16 protein-coding genes are annotated in these 16,900 nt (G+C 71.0%); 11 read left to right on the top strand and 5 right to left on the bottom strand.

Annotated elements, in window-relative coordinates; all coding sequences use genetic code 11:
* Positions 1 to 241: 241 nt before the first annotated feature.
* A complete protein-coding gene (locus tag VET29_RS29795; RefSeq protein ID WP_324926533.1) occupies positions 242 to 1,120 on the top strand; it encodes an SMP-30/gluconolactonase/LRE family protein in 879 nt (292 codons plus the stop codon).
* Positions 1,121 to 1,183: 63 nt separating this feature from the next.
* Positions 1,184 to 2,032, top strand: a complete 849-nt coding sequence (locus tag VET29_RS29800; RefSeq protein ID WP_324926537.1) for a hypothetical protein — start codon at positions 1,184 to 1,186, stop codon at positions 2,030 to 2,032.
* 97 nt (positions 2,033 to 2,129) lie between these two features.
* Here VET29_RS29800 and VET29_RS29805 read toward each other — a convergent pair whose 3' ends face one another.
* The gene (locus tag VET29_RS29805; protein ID WP_324926540.1) at positions 2,130 to 2,876 is read right to left on the bottom strand and encodes a D-Ala-D-Ala carboxypeptidase family metallohydrolase; all 747 of its coding nucleotides are present in this window, start codon (positions 2,874 to 2,876) and stop codon (positions 2,130 to 2,132) included.
* A 288-nt stretch (positions 2,877 to 3,164) separates the two neighbouring features.
* Here VET29_RS29805 and VET29_RS29810 point away from each other — a divergent pair, with 288 nt between their 5' ends.
* Genes VET29_RS29810 through VET29_RS29825 form a run of 4 tightly spaced genes read left to right on the top strand, consistent with a single transcriptional unit; the run spans position 3,165 to position 6,724 of the window.
* Positions 3,165 to 3,812, top strand: coding sequence for an ABC transporter permease (locus tag VET29_RS29810; protein ID WP_324926544.1), 648 nt, complete (start codon positions 3,165 to 3,167; stop codon positions 3,810 to 3,812).
* A complete protein-coding gene (locus VET29_RS29815) occupies positions 3,805 to 4,974 on the top strand; it encodes an ABC transporter ATP-binding protein (protein WP_324926548.1) in 1,170 nt (389 codons plus the stop codon). The genes VET29_RS29810 and VET29_RS29815 overlap by 8 nt, the downstream gene beginning before the upstream one ends.
* Before the next feature lie 11 nt (positions 4,975 to 4,985).
* Positions 4,986 to 5,759 carry an ABC transporter permease gene (locus VET29_RS29820; protein ID WP_324926576.1) on the top strand — a complete coding sequence of 258 codons (774 nt, stop codon included), beginning with the start codon at positions 4,986 to 4,988 and terminating at the stop codon, positions 5,757 to 5,759.
* A complete protein-coding gene (locus VET29_RS29825; protein WP_324926552.1) occupies positions 5,756 to 6,724 on the top strand; it encodes a glycine betaine ABC transporter substrate-binding protein in 969 nt (322 codons plus the stop codon). The genes VET29_RS29820 and VET29_RS29825 overlap by 4 nt, the downstream gene beginning before the upstream one ends.
* Before the next feature lie 203 nt (positions 6,725 to 6,927).
* Here the strand turns inward: VET29_RS29825 and VET29_RS29830 are convergent, their stop codons facing one another.
* A complete protein-coding gene (locus VET29_RS29830; protein ID WP_324926554.1) occupies positions 6,928 to 8,205 on the bottom strand; it encodes a S1 family peptidase in 1,278 nt (425 codons plus the stop codon).
* Positions 8,206 to 8,608: 403 nt separating this feature from the next.
* On the opposite strand from VET29_RS29830, the gene VET29_RS29835 reads away from it, so the two are divergent.
* The 3 genes from VET29_RS29835 (at position 8,609) to VET29_RS29845 (ending at position 12,998) form a co-directional block, all read left to right on the top strand.
* Complete coding sequence (locus VET29_RS29835; protein ID WP_324926556.1) at positions 8,609 to 9,547, top strand: DUF7669 domain-containing protein; 939 nt, start codon at positions 8,609 to 8,611, stop codon at positions 9,545 to 9,547.
* Between the two features lie 44 nt (positions 9,548 to 9,591).
* Complete coding sequence (locus VET29_RS29840) at positions 9,592 to 10,083, top strand: hypothetical protein (protein WP_324926558.1); 492 nt, start codon at positions 9,592 to 9,594, stop codon at positions 10,081 to 10,083.
* Between the two features lie 224 nt (positions 10,084 to 10,307).
* On the top strand, positions 10,308 to 12,998 hold the full coding sequence (locus VET29_RS29845) for a glycoside hydrolase family 2 protein (RefSeq protein ID WP_324926562.1): 2,691 nt from the start codon (positions 10,308 to 10,310) through the stop codon (positions 12,996 to 12,998).
* Positions 12,999 to 13,049: 51 nt separating this feature from the next.
* Here the strand turns inward: VET29_RS29845 and VET29_RS29850 are convergent, their stop codons facing one another.
* From VET29_RS29850 to VET29_RS29860, 3 genes are read right to left on the bottom strand one after another with little or no spacing between them, the layout of a single operon-like run.
* A complete protein-coding gene (locus VET29_RS29850) occupies positions 13,050 to 13,928 on the bottom strand; it encodes a hypothetical protein (RefSeq protein WP_324926565.1) in 879 nt (292 codons plus the stop codon).
* The gene (locus tag VET29_RS29855; protein ID WP_324926567.1) at positions 13,925 to 14,398 is read right to left on the bottom strand and encodes an RNA polymerase sigma factor; all 474 of its coding nucleotides are present in this window, start codon (positions 14,396 to 14,398) and stop codon (positions 13,925 to 13,927) included. Before VET29_RS29855 ends, VET29_RS29850 begins: the two co-directional genes overlap by 4 nt.
* Complete coding sequence (locus tag VET29_RS29860; protein ID WP_324926569.1) at positions 14,343 to 15,362, bottom strand: zf-HC2 domain-containing protein; 1,020 nt, start codon at positions 15,360 to 15,362, stop codon at positions 14,343 to 14,345. The genes VET29_RS29855 and VET29_RS29860 overlap by 56 nt, the downstream gene beginning before the upstream one ends.
* Before the next feature lie 53 nt (positions 15,363 to 15,415).
* Here VET29_RS29860 and VET29_RS29865 point away from each other — a divergent pair, with 53 nt between their 5' ends.
* Together VET29_RS29865 and VET29_RS29870 are read left to right on the top strand one after the other, a co-directional pair.
* Entirely contained in the window at positions 15,416 to 16,024 is a 609-nt protein-coding gene (locus VET29_RS29865; protein ID WP_414636656.1) for a sigma-70 family RNA polymerase sigma factor, read from the top strand.
* 71 nt (positions 16,025 to 16,095) lie between these two features.
* The coding region (locus VET29_RS29870) for a cytochrome P450 (RefSeq protein ID WP_324926574.1) at positions 16,096 to 16,900 on the top strand (805 nt) is incomplete at its 3' end.

Genomic DNA, 16,900 nt, shown 5'->3' on the forward strand with positions numbered 1-16,900 from the left:
TAGCCGTTCGAGGCGAAGCAGCGGACGGCCGAGGTCAGCAGGCCGCGGGGCACCTCGCCGAGCCGGTCGCTCCAGAGGCCGGCGGAGTGGTCCCGCAACCAGGGGTTGTCCGCCAAGTCCTGGGTGGTGAAGCGGGCCTGCCGTCTGGGCATTCGCGCGTCCTGTCCGGGGGTGGTCCTTGACATGGCCACCGTACCGAATGACTATGCGCTTAGTCAGCACAATGAGCGGAGTGAGGATCATGACCGCGCGAACGGTGGCCGAGGGCTTCCACTTCCTGGAGGCGCCGCGATGGCACGAGGACCGGTTGTGGTTCTCGGACTTCTACGGCCTCGAGGTCACCTCGATGCGTGCGGACGGTTCGGACCGGCGCGTGGAGGCGACCGTACCGGGACAGCCGTCCGGCCTGGGCTGGCTGCCCGACGGCCGGTTGCTGGTCATCTCGATGGTCGACCGCCTGGTGCTGCGCCGCGAGGCGGACGGCTCGCTGGTCGTCCACGCCGACCTGGCCGAACACGCGGGCGGGCACGTGAACGACATGGTCGTGGACGACCAGGGCCGGGCCTACGTCGGGAACTTCGGGTTCGACCTGATGGGCGGCGCCCCGCTGGCGCCGGCCGCGCTGCACCGGGTGGACCCGGACGGCCAGGTCACGCAGGTCGCCGAGGACCTGTGGTTCCCCAACGGCAGCGCCATCACGAGCAAGGGCGTGCTGCTCGTGAACGAGACGTTCGGCAACCGGGTGACCGCCTTCGACCTGACCGGCGACGGCTCGCTGGTCAACCGCCGCGTGTGGGCCGAGTTCGGTCCACTCCCGACCGACCGCGAGATCGAGCAGGTGCTGCCGACGCTGCGGGTCGCCCCCGACGGCGCCGCGCTCGACGCGGAGGACGCGCTGTGGATCGCCGACGCCACCGGCGACCGGCTGCTCCGCGTCACCGAAGGCGGCACGGTCACCGACGAGGTCAAGCCCGGCTCCCCGGTCTACGCCTGCGCACTCGGCGGCGCCGACGGGAAGACGCTGTTCGCCTGCGCCGCACCGGACTTCGCCGAGCACGCCCGCAAAGCCGCCCGTGAGGCCAGCATGCTCGCCATCCCGGTCACCGTGCCGGGCGCCTGACGCCACCCGCCACGAACGCCGCCGGGTGCAACCGGATCCGGGGTCGTCGCCGTCCTGTCGGGCATGAGGGTCCTACGGTTTGCGGTACCGGCGGTGCTGGTCACCGCGCTGGTGACGGCGTGCGGTGGCGCCCCGGCGAATGAGCCGGCGCGGGGCCGTGGCGAGACGGTTCGGGCGGACCTGGTCTCCTTCGATCCCGGCGGCTACGCGACGCGAGCGCTCGGGGCGATCAGCGAGACCCCCGTCGACATGGGAGCGTTCCAGAGCTGGTTCGGCGCCGGGGCGACCTCGTCCGACACGGTCGGGACCCGGCCGGGAGTCAGCTATGTGGTGGTCACCGGCGTGACCGGGTGCGCCACGCCGACCGGCGCGGAGCTGGTCCGCGCGGGCGACGACCTGACCGTCCGGTTCAGCGGTGGCGAGCAGGACCCGTCGGGCCAGGCCGGGTGCGCGCGCGAGATCGGGCCGGTCGCGCAGTTCGCCGTCCGGCCCGACCTGCTGCGTGGCGTGCGCACCATCGGCGGCCGGCCACCGGTGGACCCCGTCGGTCCCGGCCACCGTCGCGAGCTGGTCCGGCTCGGCCCGGCGCCGATCGCCGACGACGTGCGGCCCGCGGAGCTCGGCACCGACGGGACCGGCCCGTTGCTGCACGCGCTGGAGAGCGCGGGCAGCACCAACCTCGACCAGGCGCGCCAGGCCCTCGGCGCCCAGCCCGGCGCCGGCAGGCGGGGGTTCGCGTTCGTGCTCACCGGGTGCGCCCCGGACGGCGCGGCGCTGATCGTCCAGCAGCGGTCGCTCACCGCGAAGCTCACCGGGGACAGCGCCAACCGGTGCGTGGCCGCGGCCTACTTCCTCGCCACGTTCACGATCGACCGCGACGACGTGCCGCCGCGGGCTGTGCTGGGCGGCTGACGGCTCCTCCGGCGAGCGTGCCGTCCGCTGGCCGGACTCGTCGAGCAGAACGCCGGCCCGTCACCATGACGGGCCGGCGTTTCGCTCGTGCGGCTGGTCAGACGGTGCCGTTCTCCCACCACCAGGAGCGGCCGAGATCGGCGCGGCTGTCCACGTGCTGGTGGTCGGTGTTGTAGGTCTCCAGGCCGGAGAAGCCGCAGGTCTCGGCCTTCTGGTAGACGGTCTTGTTCGCGACGCCCGGCACGTCGAGGTCGGCCGCGGTGCCGTACATGTGCATGCTGTCGCTGGCGCCGCCGATGTCGGAGTTGTGCTGGATGCTGCGGAAGCCGGAGTTGACGGTGATGGGCTTGTTGCCCAGCTTCAGCCGCAGCGCCTCGAGCTTGTACATGCACCGGCGTGCGTTCTCCCGCGCGGTGGCCGCGCTGACCTTGCCGCCGTTGAAGGTGCCGCTCACCCGGTCGGTGAACTCGCTCCAGTTGAAGTGGGCGGTCGAGCCGTCCGACTGCTCCAGCGCGTTGAGCTTGGTCTGGGTGCTGGGCCCGACGACCGCGTCCGCGGCCAGGCCGTAGGCGGACTGGAAGCGCTTGACCGCGGCCGCGGTGCCCGGACCGAACTCGCCGTCGATGGAGACGCGGGTCTGGCTGGCGCTCGCGGCGGCGTAGCCGGCGACCCGGATCTGCAGCTCGGTGACGTCCGACCCGGTCATTCCCTCCTGCAGGGTGCGGGACCAGCTGTAGGCGTTCGCGACGCCGGGGAGCAACACGGGGGCGACGAGCGCACCGGCGCCGACGGCAAGGGAGCCGCGAAGCATGGTGCGACGGTTGATGAACGCAGGGCGAGGCATCTTGTTCCTTTCTGACCGTGAACAAGCACTCCGCGTTGGATGATTACTGGATCGGTGGAACTTTTCTAGACCTGTCGCAAAGTTTTCGTCAGGGCCGAATGGTCAGACCTGGCCGTCGTCGATGTTGCCGGATAACGGTATGCGCAAGATCATTGCGATTGTCCTACTCGTCACCCTCGGCAAGGGCCCAAGAGCCTAGGGTGTTGAGCCGAACGGCTCACAGGAGGACAGGATGATGCGCTCCCTGACACGGAACCGCGAGAAGGGCACCGGCCGGGGCGGCCGGACGTGACCCTCTTCGAGTACGTCGCCGACCGGTGGGACCGGCTCTCGCTCCAGGCGCTGCTGCACGTCAGCGAGGTGGTGCAGTCCACGGTCATCGCGGCGGTCGCCGGCGTGCTGATCGGCGTCGCGGTCTACCGCAGCCCGGCCGGCTCGGCCGTGGCCACGGCCCTGGCCAGCACGATCCTGACCATCCCGTCGTTCGCGTTGCTGGGCCTGCTCATCCCGGTGTTCGGGCTCGGCGCGGCGCCCACGGTGATCGCGCTCGTGCTGTACGCGTTGCTGCCGATCACCCGCAACACGATCGTCGGGCTCGCCGGGGTGGACCCCGCCGTCGCCGACGCGGCCAAGGGCATCGGCATGGGCCGGGTCGCGGTGCTGACCAGGGTGGAGCTGCGCCTTGCCTGGCCCGCGATCCTCGCCGGGATGCGGGTGGCCACCCAGATGCTCATGGGCATCGCGGTGATCGCCGCCTACGCGAAGGGACCCGGCCTCGGCAGTGAGGTGTTCCTCGGCCTCGTCCGGGCGGGCAGTGCCAACGCGACCAACCAGGCCCTCGCCGGGACGCTCGGCGTGGTGATCCTCGCCCTGCTCCTCGAGGGCGTCTACTTCCTGATCGCTCGTCTCACCGTCTCGAGGGGAATCCGTGGCTGACACCGCAGAAAGGGCCGCAAGCGGGGCCGAGATCCAGCTGGAGAGCGTCACCAAACGCTATTCGGGCACCCGCGAGCCAGCCGTCTCCGACGTGACCATGACGATCCCGGCCGGTAAGATCGTGATCCTGGTCGGCCCGTCCGGCTGTGGCAAGACGACCACGATGCGCATGATCAACCGGCTGATCGAGCCGACGTCCGGCACGATCACGATCGGCGGCGAGGACGCGCTCAGCCTCAACGCCGACGACCTGCGCCGCAGGATCGGCTACGCGATCCAGCAGGCCGGCCTGTTCCCGCACTTCACGGTCGCGCAGAACATCGCGGTCGTGCCCGGCCTGCTCGGCTGGGACCGCCGGCGGATCGACGACCGCGTCGACGAGATGATGGAGCTCGTCGGGCTTGATCCCGCGGAGTTCCGCCGCCGCTACCCGCGCCAGCTCTCCGGTGGCCAGCAGCAGCGGGTCGGCGTCGCGCGGGCGCTGGCCGCCGACCCGCCGGTGCTGTTGATGGACGAGCCGTTCGGCGCCGTCGACCCGATCACCCGCGGCCACCTGCAGGACGAGCTGCTGCGGCTCCAGGCCGAGCTGCGCAAGACGATCGTGTTCGTCACCCACGACTTCGACGAGGCCGTCAAGCTCGGCGACAAGATCGCGGTGCTCGGCGACCGGTCGGCGATCCTGCAGTACGACACCCCGGAGGCGATCCTGGCCAACCCGGCCGACGACACGGTCGCCGGCTTCGTCGGCGCGGGAGCCTCGCTCAAGCAGCTCACCCTGCTGCGCGTGCGGGACGTGGACTACCGCGACAACGCCATCACGGCGGGGAGCGAGGAGTCGCCCGCGGCGCTGCGCAAGCGGATGACCGACGAGGGCAGGACCTACGCGCTGGTGCTGGACGCGCGGCGGCGCCCGGAGCGCTGGGTGCACGTGCGCGACCTGTCCTCGGCCACCTCGCTCGCGGGCGTCGGCCGGCCCGTCGGCGACTCGGTGAGCACGCAGTCGACGCTGCAGGACGCGCTGGAGGCGATCCTCGTCGAGGGCGGCAACGCGGTGGTCACCGGAGGCCGCGGCGAGTACCTCGGCACGATCGACATCAGGACGGTCACCGACACCATCCAGCAGCTCCGCGACGAGCACGACGGCGGGAGCGCGGCCCCGTGAGCACCGAGCGGATGACGCCGGAGATCACCGGTTTCTCGACGGAGTCGGGCTCCCGCCGCGCCGACCGGGTACGGCTGTACGCACAGCCCGCCGCGGTCGTCCTCATCGTGGGAGCCGTGCTCGTGTGGGCGTTCAGCCGGGACAACGACGAGATCGAGGCGCAGTCCATCCAGGCGGACGTGCTGCTGCGGAAGACGTGGGAGCACCTGCTGATCACGGTGGTGGTCGCGGCCATCGTCGTCCTCGTCGCCGTGCCCCTCGGCGTGCTGGTCACCCGCTCGTGGGCCAGGCGTACCGCGCCGCTGTTCATCGGTCTCGCCAACATCGGCCAGGCCGCGCCCGCGCTGGGCGTGCTGGTGCTGTACTTCCTGTGGACCGGCCAGGACGGCCTGTGGGCGGCCGCGCTGCCGATCGCGCTCTACTCGCTGCTTCCCGTGCTGCGCAACACGATCACCGGCATCGAGTCGGTCGACCCCGCCGTGGTGGACGCGGGCCGCGGCACCGGCATGTCGGCCGGCGGGGTGTTGCTGCGCATCGAGCTGCCGCTCGCGGTGCCGCTGATCCTGGCCGGGCTGCGCACGTCGCTCGTGCTGGCGGTCGGCACGGCGACCCTGGCGTTCTTCGTCAACGGCGGCGGCCTCGGTGAGCTCGTCGACGCCGGGTACAAGCTCAACCGGGTGTCCGTGCTGGTCGTCGGCGCGGTGCTGGCCGCCGGGCTCGCGCTGCTCGTGGACTGGCTGGGCGCGCTGCTCGAGGAGTACCTCGGACCGAAGGGACTGTCATGAGGCCGCGGGGCATCCTCGTCCTGTCGTTGGTCGCGCTGTCGTTGGTCGCGGCGACGGCGGCGTGCGGGCTGAACGTCAACACGGCGCTGCCGTTCGAGGTGCGGCCGGGCTCGATCAGGCCGGTGCCGGAGCTGGCGGGCGTCGAGATCACGGTGGGATCGAAGGACTTCACCGAGCAGATCATCCTGGGCTACATCGCGGAGCTGGCGTTGGAGGCCGCCGGGGCCGACGCCGTCGACCTGACCAACATCAGCGGTTCCAACAGCTCCCGGTACGCGTTGCTGGACGGTCAGGTGGACCTGCAGTGGGAGTACACGGGCACCGGCTGGCTGTCCTACCTCGGCCAGGACAAGCCGATCCCGGAGGAGAAGGCCCAGTACGACGCCGTGTCCCGGGCGGACCTGAAGCAGAACGGCATCGTGTGGCTGCCGTACTCGGCGGTCAACAACACCTACGCGTTCGCGACCACGGAGTCCTACGCCGCCGAGCACGACCTGCGGACCAACTCCGACATGACCCGGTTCCTGGCACAGAATCCGGACGAGGCGGTGTTCTGCGTCGAGACCGAGTTCGCCAGCCGGCCCGACGGCATGCCGGGCGTGCGCAGGACGTACGGCTTCCAGGTGCGGACGACGAAGACCTTCGGCACGGGTGCCATCTACAGCGCGGTCGCGGGCGGCACCTGCAACTTCGGCGAGGTGTTCACGACGGACGGCCGGATCGCCGGGCTGAACCTGCGCGTGCTGGCCGACGACAAGAAGTTCTTCCCGCAGTACAACGCGGCCGTCACGATGCGCAAGGAGTTCCTCGACCAGCACCCCCGGATCGCCGACGTCATGGCGCCGGTGTCGGCGGCGCTGAACAACAAGGAGATCATCGAGCTGAACAAGAAGGTGGACGTCGACGGCGGCGACCCGTCGAAGGTCGCGCGCGACTGGATGATCGCGAAGGGGTTCATCACGTAGTGCGGTGTCCACGAGAACCGTGAGGGTGGACGCCGTAGCGGAGCGGCTGCTGGCATCCTTGCTCAGATGCGGACTGGGGCCGGCAGCACCGGCGTGGTGTGGCAGTCACCGCTGGGCGGCCCCGCGAACGATCGGACCTCGCGCTTTCCGTTGACCCGCCAAGGGAGACGTGCGCTGGCGTGTGCCGCTGCCCTACGACGAGGTCACGTGTCGCCGCCGTTTCCGCTGCACCAGGGCCGCACCGTCTGGCTCGCGGTTCCCGTGGCGCCGCTGACCGTGACCGTCACGTCGTGATAGCCCGTGCCGCACGGGATGTACATCAGCGACGAGCCGTCGTTGCCGGTGAGCGCGACGCCGTCGAAGGTCCAGCGAAGGAGGTCGGCCCCCGGGTAGTTCGCGTCGACCTCGCACGTCAGGCTGCCCTCGCAACGGATGAGCTCGATGACCGGCGGCGGCGTCGCGTTCACGACCAGGGTCAGCCCGTAGGCGGCCAGGATCGGCGCGATGGGCTGGAAGTAGGTCGTTCCCCCGGTGGCGCAGTCACCCGAGCCGCCGGAGGTGACACCCTGGGCCTGCTGCCCGGCGACCCAGGAACCACCCGAGTCGCCGGGTTCGGCGCAGACGTTCGTGCGCGTCAGCCCGTTGACCACACCCTGCGCGTAGCTCACCGAGGCGTTCGTGGCCTCGATGACGCCGCAGTGCCAGCCACTCCTCGATCCGGACCGGCACACGGCCGCCCCGACGAGCGCCGGCTGCGCGCCGGCGACGCTGACGTTGCCGCTGATGTTGTTGTAGGTGTTGACCCAGGAGCCGGTGCTCCAGTTGGCGCCGACCGCGACCCACCCGTAGTCCGCGCCGGGGAAGACCCGGCCGCGCACCGTGCCCTGTTGTCCCACCTGGTTGTAGCCGAAGGTGACGTCGCCGGCCGCGCCACAGTGCCCCGCGGTGACGAACCCGCCGACGACCGCGAACCCGACCGAGCAGAACTGGTTGAGGTTGTTGATGTAGTACCGGTCGCCGCCGCGGACCCCGTACAGGGGCGCCGGCTTCGCGCCGACCGTCACGACGCGCACGGCACCCTGGCGCAGTGCCGCACCGGCACCGGCCCGCTCGACGAACGCACTGGCCGGCCCACCCGCGGTCGACTCGACGACGACGGTGTCACGGTCGAGATCGACGTACCACCCGGCGACGGCGGCGGGCACCTCGCCCGCCGCCCGGCCCAGCAGCGCGGCGATCGCGGACAACCGGTCGCGACCGCGGCTGACGAGCCGGGGCTCGGCACCGGCCGCCCGCACCACATCGCCGGCGCCGGGGTCGGTGACCGCGACGATCAGCCGTAGGCCGCCGGCGTCCAGCCACGCACCGGCGTAGGCGGCGCCGAGCCGCGCGCGCAGGCGCTGATCGGTGCGCGCGGCCGCTTCCTGCGCGGCGATCCGCTGCCGGGCCGCGTCGGCGGTGAGCCCGAGATCCCGGCGCATTGCCGTGAGCATGGCATCGCTGTTAGTGCGAGGCGCCGCGGCGACGGCCGGCGCCACCCCCACACTCGCGACGAGCAGCGCCGCGGCAACCAGACCAAGTCTGCGACCGAACACGAGAACCCCCTGACGCGGCAACACCGAGGTACCGGAACCTCCGACGCTGGCACGCCGGGCTTTGGCACCGCGTTGTCCCGGCTTTGCTCCCTGGTCACGGCCCGGCCGCGGAGGGCCGGTCGCGACTGATGGGACGCAGGTCGCGGTGGCCGCGGTTCGCGGATCCGGTAGTCCGTGTGACGAAACCCCGCAGCTCCACGAGGTTCACGGTTCGAGGCTGTGCGCGATGCGAGACCAAGCCGTGTCGAAGGGGTGTTACGGGCGGCCGGTCGTCGTCGACGTAGGTGTCATGACGCGGTGGCCAGGGCGGGCGGACGAGGACGGTTTCGGCTCGGATGTGCGGGTGTGGTTGTCGCGAGCGGTGTGGGCGGTGGTCGCGATCGAGGTTCGGGAGTATCGGAAACGCGGTTTCGGCGCGCTGCTCACCAAGGATGCGGTGCGGTTCTGTGCGGCCCGGGCGTTGGTCGACGCCGGCGTGGAGGTGGCGTCGTTACGGGTGGAGGCAGCCCACCCGGTGTTGAAGGGTGCACGGGTCGACCTGGTGGTTGGCGGGGATCGCCCGGTCGCGTCGATCGAGTTGCAGTATCCGCGAGAGCCGAATCCGGCCAACGCGGCTTGGACGACGGCCCTTGGTGAGGTGCTCAAGGACTTCTACCGGCTGGCCGTCTACCCGGGTGCCGTCGACCGGTTGTTCGTCTTCGTTGAGACGGCCCAACTCCGTCGGTACATGGCCGGTGTCGTGGCCCGGTACGGGGTGGATCTGGATGCCGACACCGTGATCCTGCGCCCCGGCAGAGTCGCGGCGCTGCCGAGCACGGCCACCACGATCATCGGCACACAGTTGGCCGCCCACCATGTGACCGCGCAGCGGCTCGCTCTGCTGCCCGTCGACGACGCTCTCCGGCTGGCCGTGTACCGGGTCGACCCGGTCGCGCCACAGCCCGACGACGTCACCGAACCGCTGCCTCCCGAGCGCTCGACCAGGGATGGGGCGCGCCGGGAGATTCTCGACGCGATCCGTGCCGTCCTGACACGTTCCGGCGGTGACACGTTCACTCCTGTCGAGATCGTCGCTGAGATGACCCGCCGGGAAACCGGTTATGCGGAGTCCACCATCCGCACCATGATCACCGGCCACCTGTGCTGGAACGCCCCGGACAACGCCGGCACCACCTACGACGATCTCGAACGAATCGATCGTGGCCGTTATCGGCTGAGAACAACCTGACGCGGCCGGTCGCATCACCAGTCGTGGACGAGAGGACGACGTGGATGGCAAGTTCCCGGGGCATCGGTCCCACGGCAGCGATGCCCGAGGTGTACGCGGTGGTAGCGGCGCGACGGACGCAGTTCGACAACCTCTTGTGGCAGGTACCCGTCCTGACGATTACCGCCCAAGCCTTTCTGTTCACCATCGCCCTGGGCGCGGACACCAGGCCCACGGCCAGGATCGTCTCGTGCGCGCTGTCCCTTCTCATCACGTTTCTGACCATCCACCTGTTCACCCGCCACCGCCAAGCGGAGATCACCGACGCCCACTGGCTTGAGCAGTATGAGCAGGGACGCTACGGCAGCGGTCAGGCTCACGGCCTCGTGTGGCAGCACGCCAGGAACGGCACTGACCCGGCCATTGGCTGGTTCTCGGCGTTCGCGCGCCTGGCCGGCGTCAAGACCTGGGCCATCGGCCTGTCGCTCTTCGGGCTCGCGGCGCTGGTGATTCTGGTGATCACGATCTTCTGGCCTTCCCTTCTGCAGAAGCCGTGAGGTGGCACCTCCACACTGAAACGGGTCTGGATCCGCGGGAAGCGATCGTCGTCGCGGGGTTTGGGTCGCGCCGCGACGTCGCTCTCGCGCGTATGTGTCCGCTCGCGGTGAGGACTTTCGCCCGGTGTCGGGTCTGTGTTAGTAATTTTCCTAACGCTAGGGAGGCGTGCCATGGACTCACCGGCCGGGACGAGGGGCTTCGAGATCGAGGAGGCCTCGGCGACATGAGGGTCATCGCGCTGGGAGGGGCGTTGGTCGTCGCGGCGGCTGTGCTTACCGCGCCGGTGGCCGCCGCGAGCCGGGGTGGTGGGCTCCGTACGCTCGGGGCGGAGGGCTGGCAGGTGCAGAGCTCCGCCGTGGCCACACAGCCCGGTGAACAGGTCTCCGACCCCTCCTTCGACACCACGGGCTGGCTGCCGGTCCGGCCCGACGACGCCGGCGCGCCCGGTACGGAGATCAACGCCCTGCTGCAGAACGGCGAGTGCCCGAACGTCTTCTTCAGCGACAACATGCGCCGGTGCTTCGGCTACATGAGCAAACGCGGGCCGGTCACCGTCCCGCGTTTCGCCGTGCCGTGGTGGTTCCGGACGGACTTCACGCTCACCTCGCGGCAGAACGCGCGGCTGATCGTGCCCGGGGTCGTCGGCGAGGGTGACGTCTGGGTGAACGGCACGCTCGTGGCCGGCCGCGACATCGTCAGCGGCGCCTACGCGGGACACACCTTCGACGTCACCTCGCTGGTCCATCCGGGCCGGAACTCCTTGGCGATCATGATGTATCCCAACAACCCCAAGAAGATGTTCACGGTCTCCCACCTCGACTGGAGCCAGATCCCGCCCGACAACAACACCGGCATCCAGTTCCCGGTCCAGCTCCAGCTCTCCGACGCGCTGGCCGGCTCGAACGCGCACGTCGTCCAGCAGAACAGCCCCGGGTCGGCCAGGCTCACCGTGAAGCTCGACGTCACCAACAGTTCGACCAGCCGCCAGCGCGGCACGGTCAGCGCGACGATCACTCCGCCCGGTGGGGGAGCGCCGGTCGTCCTGCGCAGGGACGTCGACATCCCGGCGTCGAGCACCGGGACCGTGTCCTTCGACCCGGTGACGATCGACCGGCCGCGGCTGTGGTGGCCGTACGGCATGGGCGACCAGCCGCTCTACACCCTGCGCACCTCGGTTTCGCAGCACGGCAGGGTTTCCACGACCTCGTCCGACACGTTCGGCATCCGCACCGTGACGAGCCGGCTGGCCGGCGCCTCGCCGCAGGCGCCCGACGGCGCACGCGTCTTCGCGGTGAACGGCAAGGAGTTCGTGTTCCGGGGTGGCGGGTACATGCCGGACATGTTCCTGCGTTACTCGAAGTCCGAGACGGCCAGGCAGATCGCGCTCATCAAGAGCATGGGGCTCAACGGTGTCCGCGTCGAGGGCCACGACATGCCGCGGGACTTCTACCAGCAGTTCGACCGTGCCGGACTGATGATCCTCGGCGGGTTCCTGTGCTGTGACAGCTGGGAACCGGCCTCGGAGGCGGCCCTCACCGAACGCGACTTCCGGATCCTGCACGACTCCGCGCGCGGCATCGGCGAACGCGAGCGCAACCACCCGAGCGTCGTCACCTACGGCTGGAGCGACAACAAACCGTTGCCACGCCAGGAGACCGAGTCGCTGGCGGGGTTCGCCGAGGCCGACTTCCAGGTGCCGATCGTCGCTTCGGCGGAGTACAAGAAGACCGACAAGCTCGGGCCGGCCGGGGAGAAGGAGGGCCCGTACGACTGGGTGCCGCCGAGCTACTGGTACGACACCACGCACTTCGACCCGCGCGACTCGACCAGGACGAACGTGGGCGGCTCGTGGGCGTTCGCGAGCGAGCAGAGCGCCGGCCACACCGTGCCGACGCTGGACTCCCTCCGGCGTTTCCTGTCGCCGGAGGAACAGGCGAAGCTCTGGCAGGACCCGGAGTACAACCAGTACCACGCCAACTACTCGACGGGGCACGGCGGCTACCACTTCGGCACGCTCTACACGTTCGACACCGCGCTCGCGAACCGGTACGGGCCGTGGTCCGACCTGGAGAGCTACGTGCGGCTGGCGCAGGTGGCCAACTACGAGAACGTGCGCTCACAGTTCGAGGCGTTCATCGACCACTCCACGGACCCGGCGAACCCGTCCACGGGCGTGGTGTACTGGCAGCTGAACAAGGGCTGGCCCACCCTGTTGTGGTCGCTGTTCAACCAGGACGGTGACCAGCCCGGCGCGTTCTACGGCGCGCAGAAGGCGAACAAGCCGCTGCACGCCCTGCTGAGCTACGACGACGACACGGTCGCGGTGGACAACCTCGGCGCCCGCGCCGAGCACGGCCTCTCGCTGCGGTCCAGGGTGCGTGACCTGGCCGGCAACGTGCTCGACGACCAGCGGGTGGACGACATCTCCCTGACCAGCCAACAGGTTCGCAACGACGTCCTGTCGCCCGCGCTGCCGACGACCGGGCCCGCGTACTTCGTCGAGCTGACGCTGAGCCGGCACGGGAAGGTCGTCGACCGCAACGTGTACTGGCGGTCGACCACGCCGGACGTGGTGGACTGGGCCGCCACCCAGGGAAACCCGCAGGCGACGATGACGCGGTACGCGGACCTGACCGCCCTGCAGGCGCTTCCGAGGACTCGGGTCGGCGCGACGGTCGCGGTCAGGCCGGGGTCGGCGTCGGTGACCATCACCAACAGATCCGACACCGTCGCGTTCTTCCTGCGCGCGGACATCCAGGGCGCCCCGTGGGCCACCTGGAACGAGAACGACATCGTGCTGTGGCCGGGCCAGTCACAGGTGGTCACCGCGACCTACCGGCCAGGGGACCTGCACGGCACGAGGCCGGTGGTCAGGCTGTCGGGCGTCAACATCGACACGGTCACGGTCGGATAGGGGTTTCGCGGACGGCCGCGACGAGCACGCGGCCGTCCGCCCCCCTCGGGGTCAGTCGAGCATTCGTGACGGTGGCTGGCCGAGACCGGGCGCGATGCCGTGGCGGATCGACTCGGTGGGGGAGCCGAGATAGGTGTTGTCCGCCTTGAAGATCACGGTCTGCGGGTTGCCCTTGGGCTTGGGCAGGCTGTAGCCCGTGCCCTGGGCGCCGGTGAGGTTGGCCATGCCCTCGGTCACCGCGATGCCCGGCATCGCGGCGACGACCTGCCGCAGCGCGCCGGACAGCTCCGGCGGCACGCCGTTGCCCGCGAGCAACTCGCCGATCATGCGCAGCTCGACGAGGTAGGCCAGGTCGCCGCTCTGGTCGCCCTCTAGTTGGGCGACCGCCGCCGCGTGGAACTGCTCGCCGATCGTCGCCGGGTCGCGGGGGGCGGTCGCCAGGAAGTCCACGGTCGGGTTGAGCCAGGAGCCGGGCGCGGTGCAGTTCTCGTCGGTCACCTTGTAGGCCGGGTAGCACTTCCCGCCGGGCCGGGGCGTGACGGCGCCGGCGGGCACGACCCGTCCGTTCTCGATGGTCCGGCCCGTCGCCATCCGCTGGCGCCACTCGCCGGTCCGCTGCCGCGGCTGCCACAGCTGCTTCTCCATGATCGCCTGGCCGTTGGCCTGCGAGGTCAGCCGCAGCGAGTAGTAGACCTCGCCGGGCGCCAGCGCACCCGGGGTGGCGACCTTCACCGCCGGCGCGGCGTCGCCGGGGGCCAGCACGATCGCGGCCCCACCGATGGCGACCGCGGCGACCGCGGCCGCCACCAACGGCACGAGCCGGCCGCGTGCCGGCGCGGCCCGGCCGAGCCGGGGCATCCGCGAGGGCGCCACCGCGTTCGCCTTGGCGCGCAACGCGTCGGCGAGGGAGTCTTCGAGCTCGGTGTTCATTCTGGGACGTCCTTCATCTTGCGGCGGAGGGTGGCGATGGCGCGGTGGGTGGAGGACTTGACCGTGCCGGGGGAGACCCCGGCCGCGGCCGCCGTCTGCTCCTCCGACAGCCCGGAGTAGTAGCGGAGGACGATCACCTCGCGCTGGCGTGCCGGCAGCCGGTCGACGTGCGCGAGGAGTTCGCGGTGCAACTCGGCGACGAGCAGCGAGCGGTCGGCGGGCGGCGCGTCGGCGGGCGGTCTGGACTGGGCGAGGAAGCGGCGGACCGTCCGCAGGCGCCGCAACCGGGACCGCGACCGGTTGAGGACGGCCTTGCGCAGGTAGGCGACGAAGTGTTCGGGGTCGCCGACGTTGGGCTGTAGCCGCCACACCGCCTCGTAGCAGTCCTGGACGATGTCCCGCGCCGCGTCGGCGTCACCCGCCAGCAGCGCGGCCAGCCGGACCAGCGGCATCCACTGCTGCTCGAGCACGTGTTCGAGCGCCGCGGGAACGACCGCCGGTCGGCCGCTCACCTCGGTCGCCATCCGACTCCTTCCGGCGCACGGGTTCCTGTCCGGTCTCTCGTGAGTTGACCCATGCCTGGAACACGCCGTCGACCCGGGAAGGTTCCGTTCGACTTTCAGTGACCCCCGTCACATCACGGCCACCGAGGCATGCCGGCACGCCGCGGGGCGACGCACCCGTGGCGCATCGGTCAGGCGGCGCGGTGGCGGCCCGCGGGGCGCAGCGGGGTGCGGCGGACCGTGCCGTCGCCGGCCGGAGCCCGTTCGGGTTCGTCGTCGCCGGCCTGGAGGCCTTCCTCGTCGAACGACGCCTCGTGGTGGGGCGCCGGGTCGCCGTAGCGGCGGTTGATACGATCATGAGGCCGAGCGCGAGCAGGAGCAGGGCGTGCTCTAGGACGCGGGTGACCGCGACCGTGCCGGACACCAGGTCCTGGACCGAGTACACCCCGACCACCAGGACGAACCCGGCGAGCACCGGGATCAGCCCGGACGTGCCGCGGGACCGGAAGGCCGCCCACAGCAGCCCGACGCCGATCGCGAGGTTCCACGCGGTGCTCTCGTTGAACAGGTGCTCGGCCGCCGGCACGGCGGCGTGCGAACCACCGCCATGTCCCGCCGATACGCCGGACCCGAGCACCTGCGTGAGCGCGAGGCCGACCTGCGCGACCGCGACGCTGACCAGCGCGATACGGGCCCACCAGCCGCGGGTGCTCTGCGGCGGCACCGCCGTCGCCAGGATGGCCGAGGACAGGTCGGGCACCGGGATCGCCTCCCGGACCCGCAGCAGCCGGGACGTCTGGGTCACGCGGGTCTCCCAGGCGCGACACTCCGCACAGGAGGCCAGGTGCCGGTCGGTCTCGGCGGCGGGAGCCGGTTCCTCCTCGCCGTCGAGGCGGGCGGAGAGTGCTTCGCGACAGGTCAGGCAGTCCACAGCGGTCATTGTCGTCCAGCGGGGGGTAATAGTTCCCGGCGACCGTTTCCCAAATGCCCGCTGTGACCGATACGCTCTCGATCGTGCCGACCCTGCAACACGGCGACGACCTGACCGCGCTGGCGCTCGCCGCCGGCAGGGGGGACCGGGACGCCCTGGACCGGTTCGTTCGCGCCACCCAGCACGACGTGTGGCGGTTGGTCGCGCACCTGGCCGGCGTCGGCCTCGCCGACGACCTGACCCAGGAATCCTTCCTGCGGGCCATCCCGAGCCTCGCCCGCTTCGCGGGGCGGGCCAGCGCGCGGACGTGGCTGCTGTCCATCGCCCGGCGGGTCGTGGTCGACCACATCCGTGCCACCCGGTCCCGGCCGAGGGTGGCGTGGTCGGTCGACCTGACCGTCGCCGCCGACCAGCGCCAGGCGGCGACGCATCGCGCCGCGGCCGGGTTCGAGGACGTCGTCGAGCTGAACGTGCTGCTCGACCAGCTGGAGCCGGAACGCCGCGAGGCGCTCGTGCTGACCCAGGTGCTCGGCCTGACCTACGCCGAGGCCGCCGAGATCGCCCGCTGCCCGGTGGGCACCATCCGCTCGCGTATCGCTCGCGCCCGGGACGACCTCGACGGCGTGCTCGCCGGTGGGGAGCGCCGGAACGGCACCGGCTGAACTCGCGGGAACCGGCGTGGGTGTCTTGGCGACTATTCGGGACGACACAGCGCCGACCGGATGGAACCGCGATGAGCCCGACGTCGACCGCCCGTGCCTACCCCTTCCGCGAGCCGGAGGCCCTGGCGCTGGAACCCGAGTACGCCTACCTGCGTGACCACGAGCCACTGAGCCGGATCACGTTGCCGCACGGCGGGGACGCGTGGCTGGCCGTCCGGCACGCGGACGTGCGCACGGTGCTGACCGACCCGCGGTTCAGCCGGGCGGCGCTGCTCGCGCGGGACGTGCCCCGCACCTCGCCGCGGCGGCTGACCGACCCGACCCTGCACACGATGGACCCATCGGAACACAACAGGTTGCGCCGGTTGGTGGCCGGCGCGTTCAGCCCCCGGCAGCTCGAGCGGCTGACCTCGCATGCCCAGCTGGTCACCGACGAGCTGCTGGACCGGTTCGAGTCGCCCGCGGACCTCGTCGCCGGGCTGGCGATGCCACTGCCGGTCGCGGTCATCTGCGAGATGCTGGGGGTGCCGCTCGCCGACCGCGACCGGTTCACCGCGTGGATCGACGTGGCACTGGCGACCACCGCGTTCACCCCGGAGGAGATCCACCGGGCGTTCGCCGAGCTGAAGGCCTACCTCGCGGAGCTGGTGGCGGCCCGGCGCCGGGAGCCGGCCGACGACCTGTTGGGAGCACTCGTCGCCGCGCGGGACAACGAGGGCAGGCTGAGCGAGGACGAGCTGGTGGCCGTGGGCGTGACGCTGCTTTACGCCGGCCTCGACACGACGTCCAACCACATCGGGAACTTCACCTACACGCTGCTCACCGACCCCGGGCAGCTGGCGGCGCTGCGTGCCGACCTCGGGTTGCTGGACCGCG

The organism is Actinophytocola sp. (assembly GCF_035634895.1).
Classification (GTDB): Bacteria; Actinomycetota; Actinomycetes; order Mycobacteriales; family Pseudonocardiaceae; genus Actinophytocola.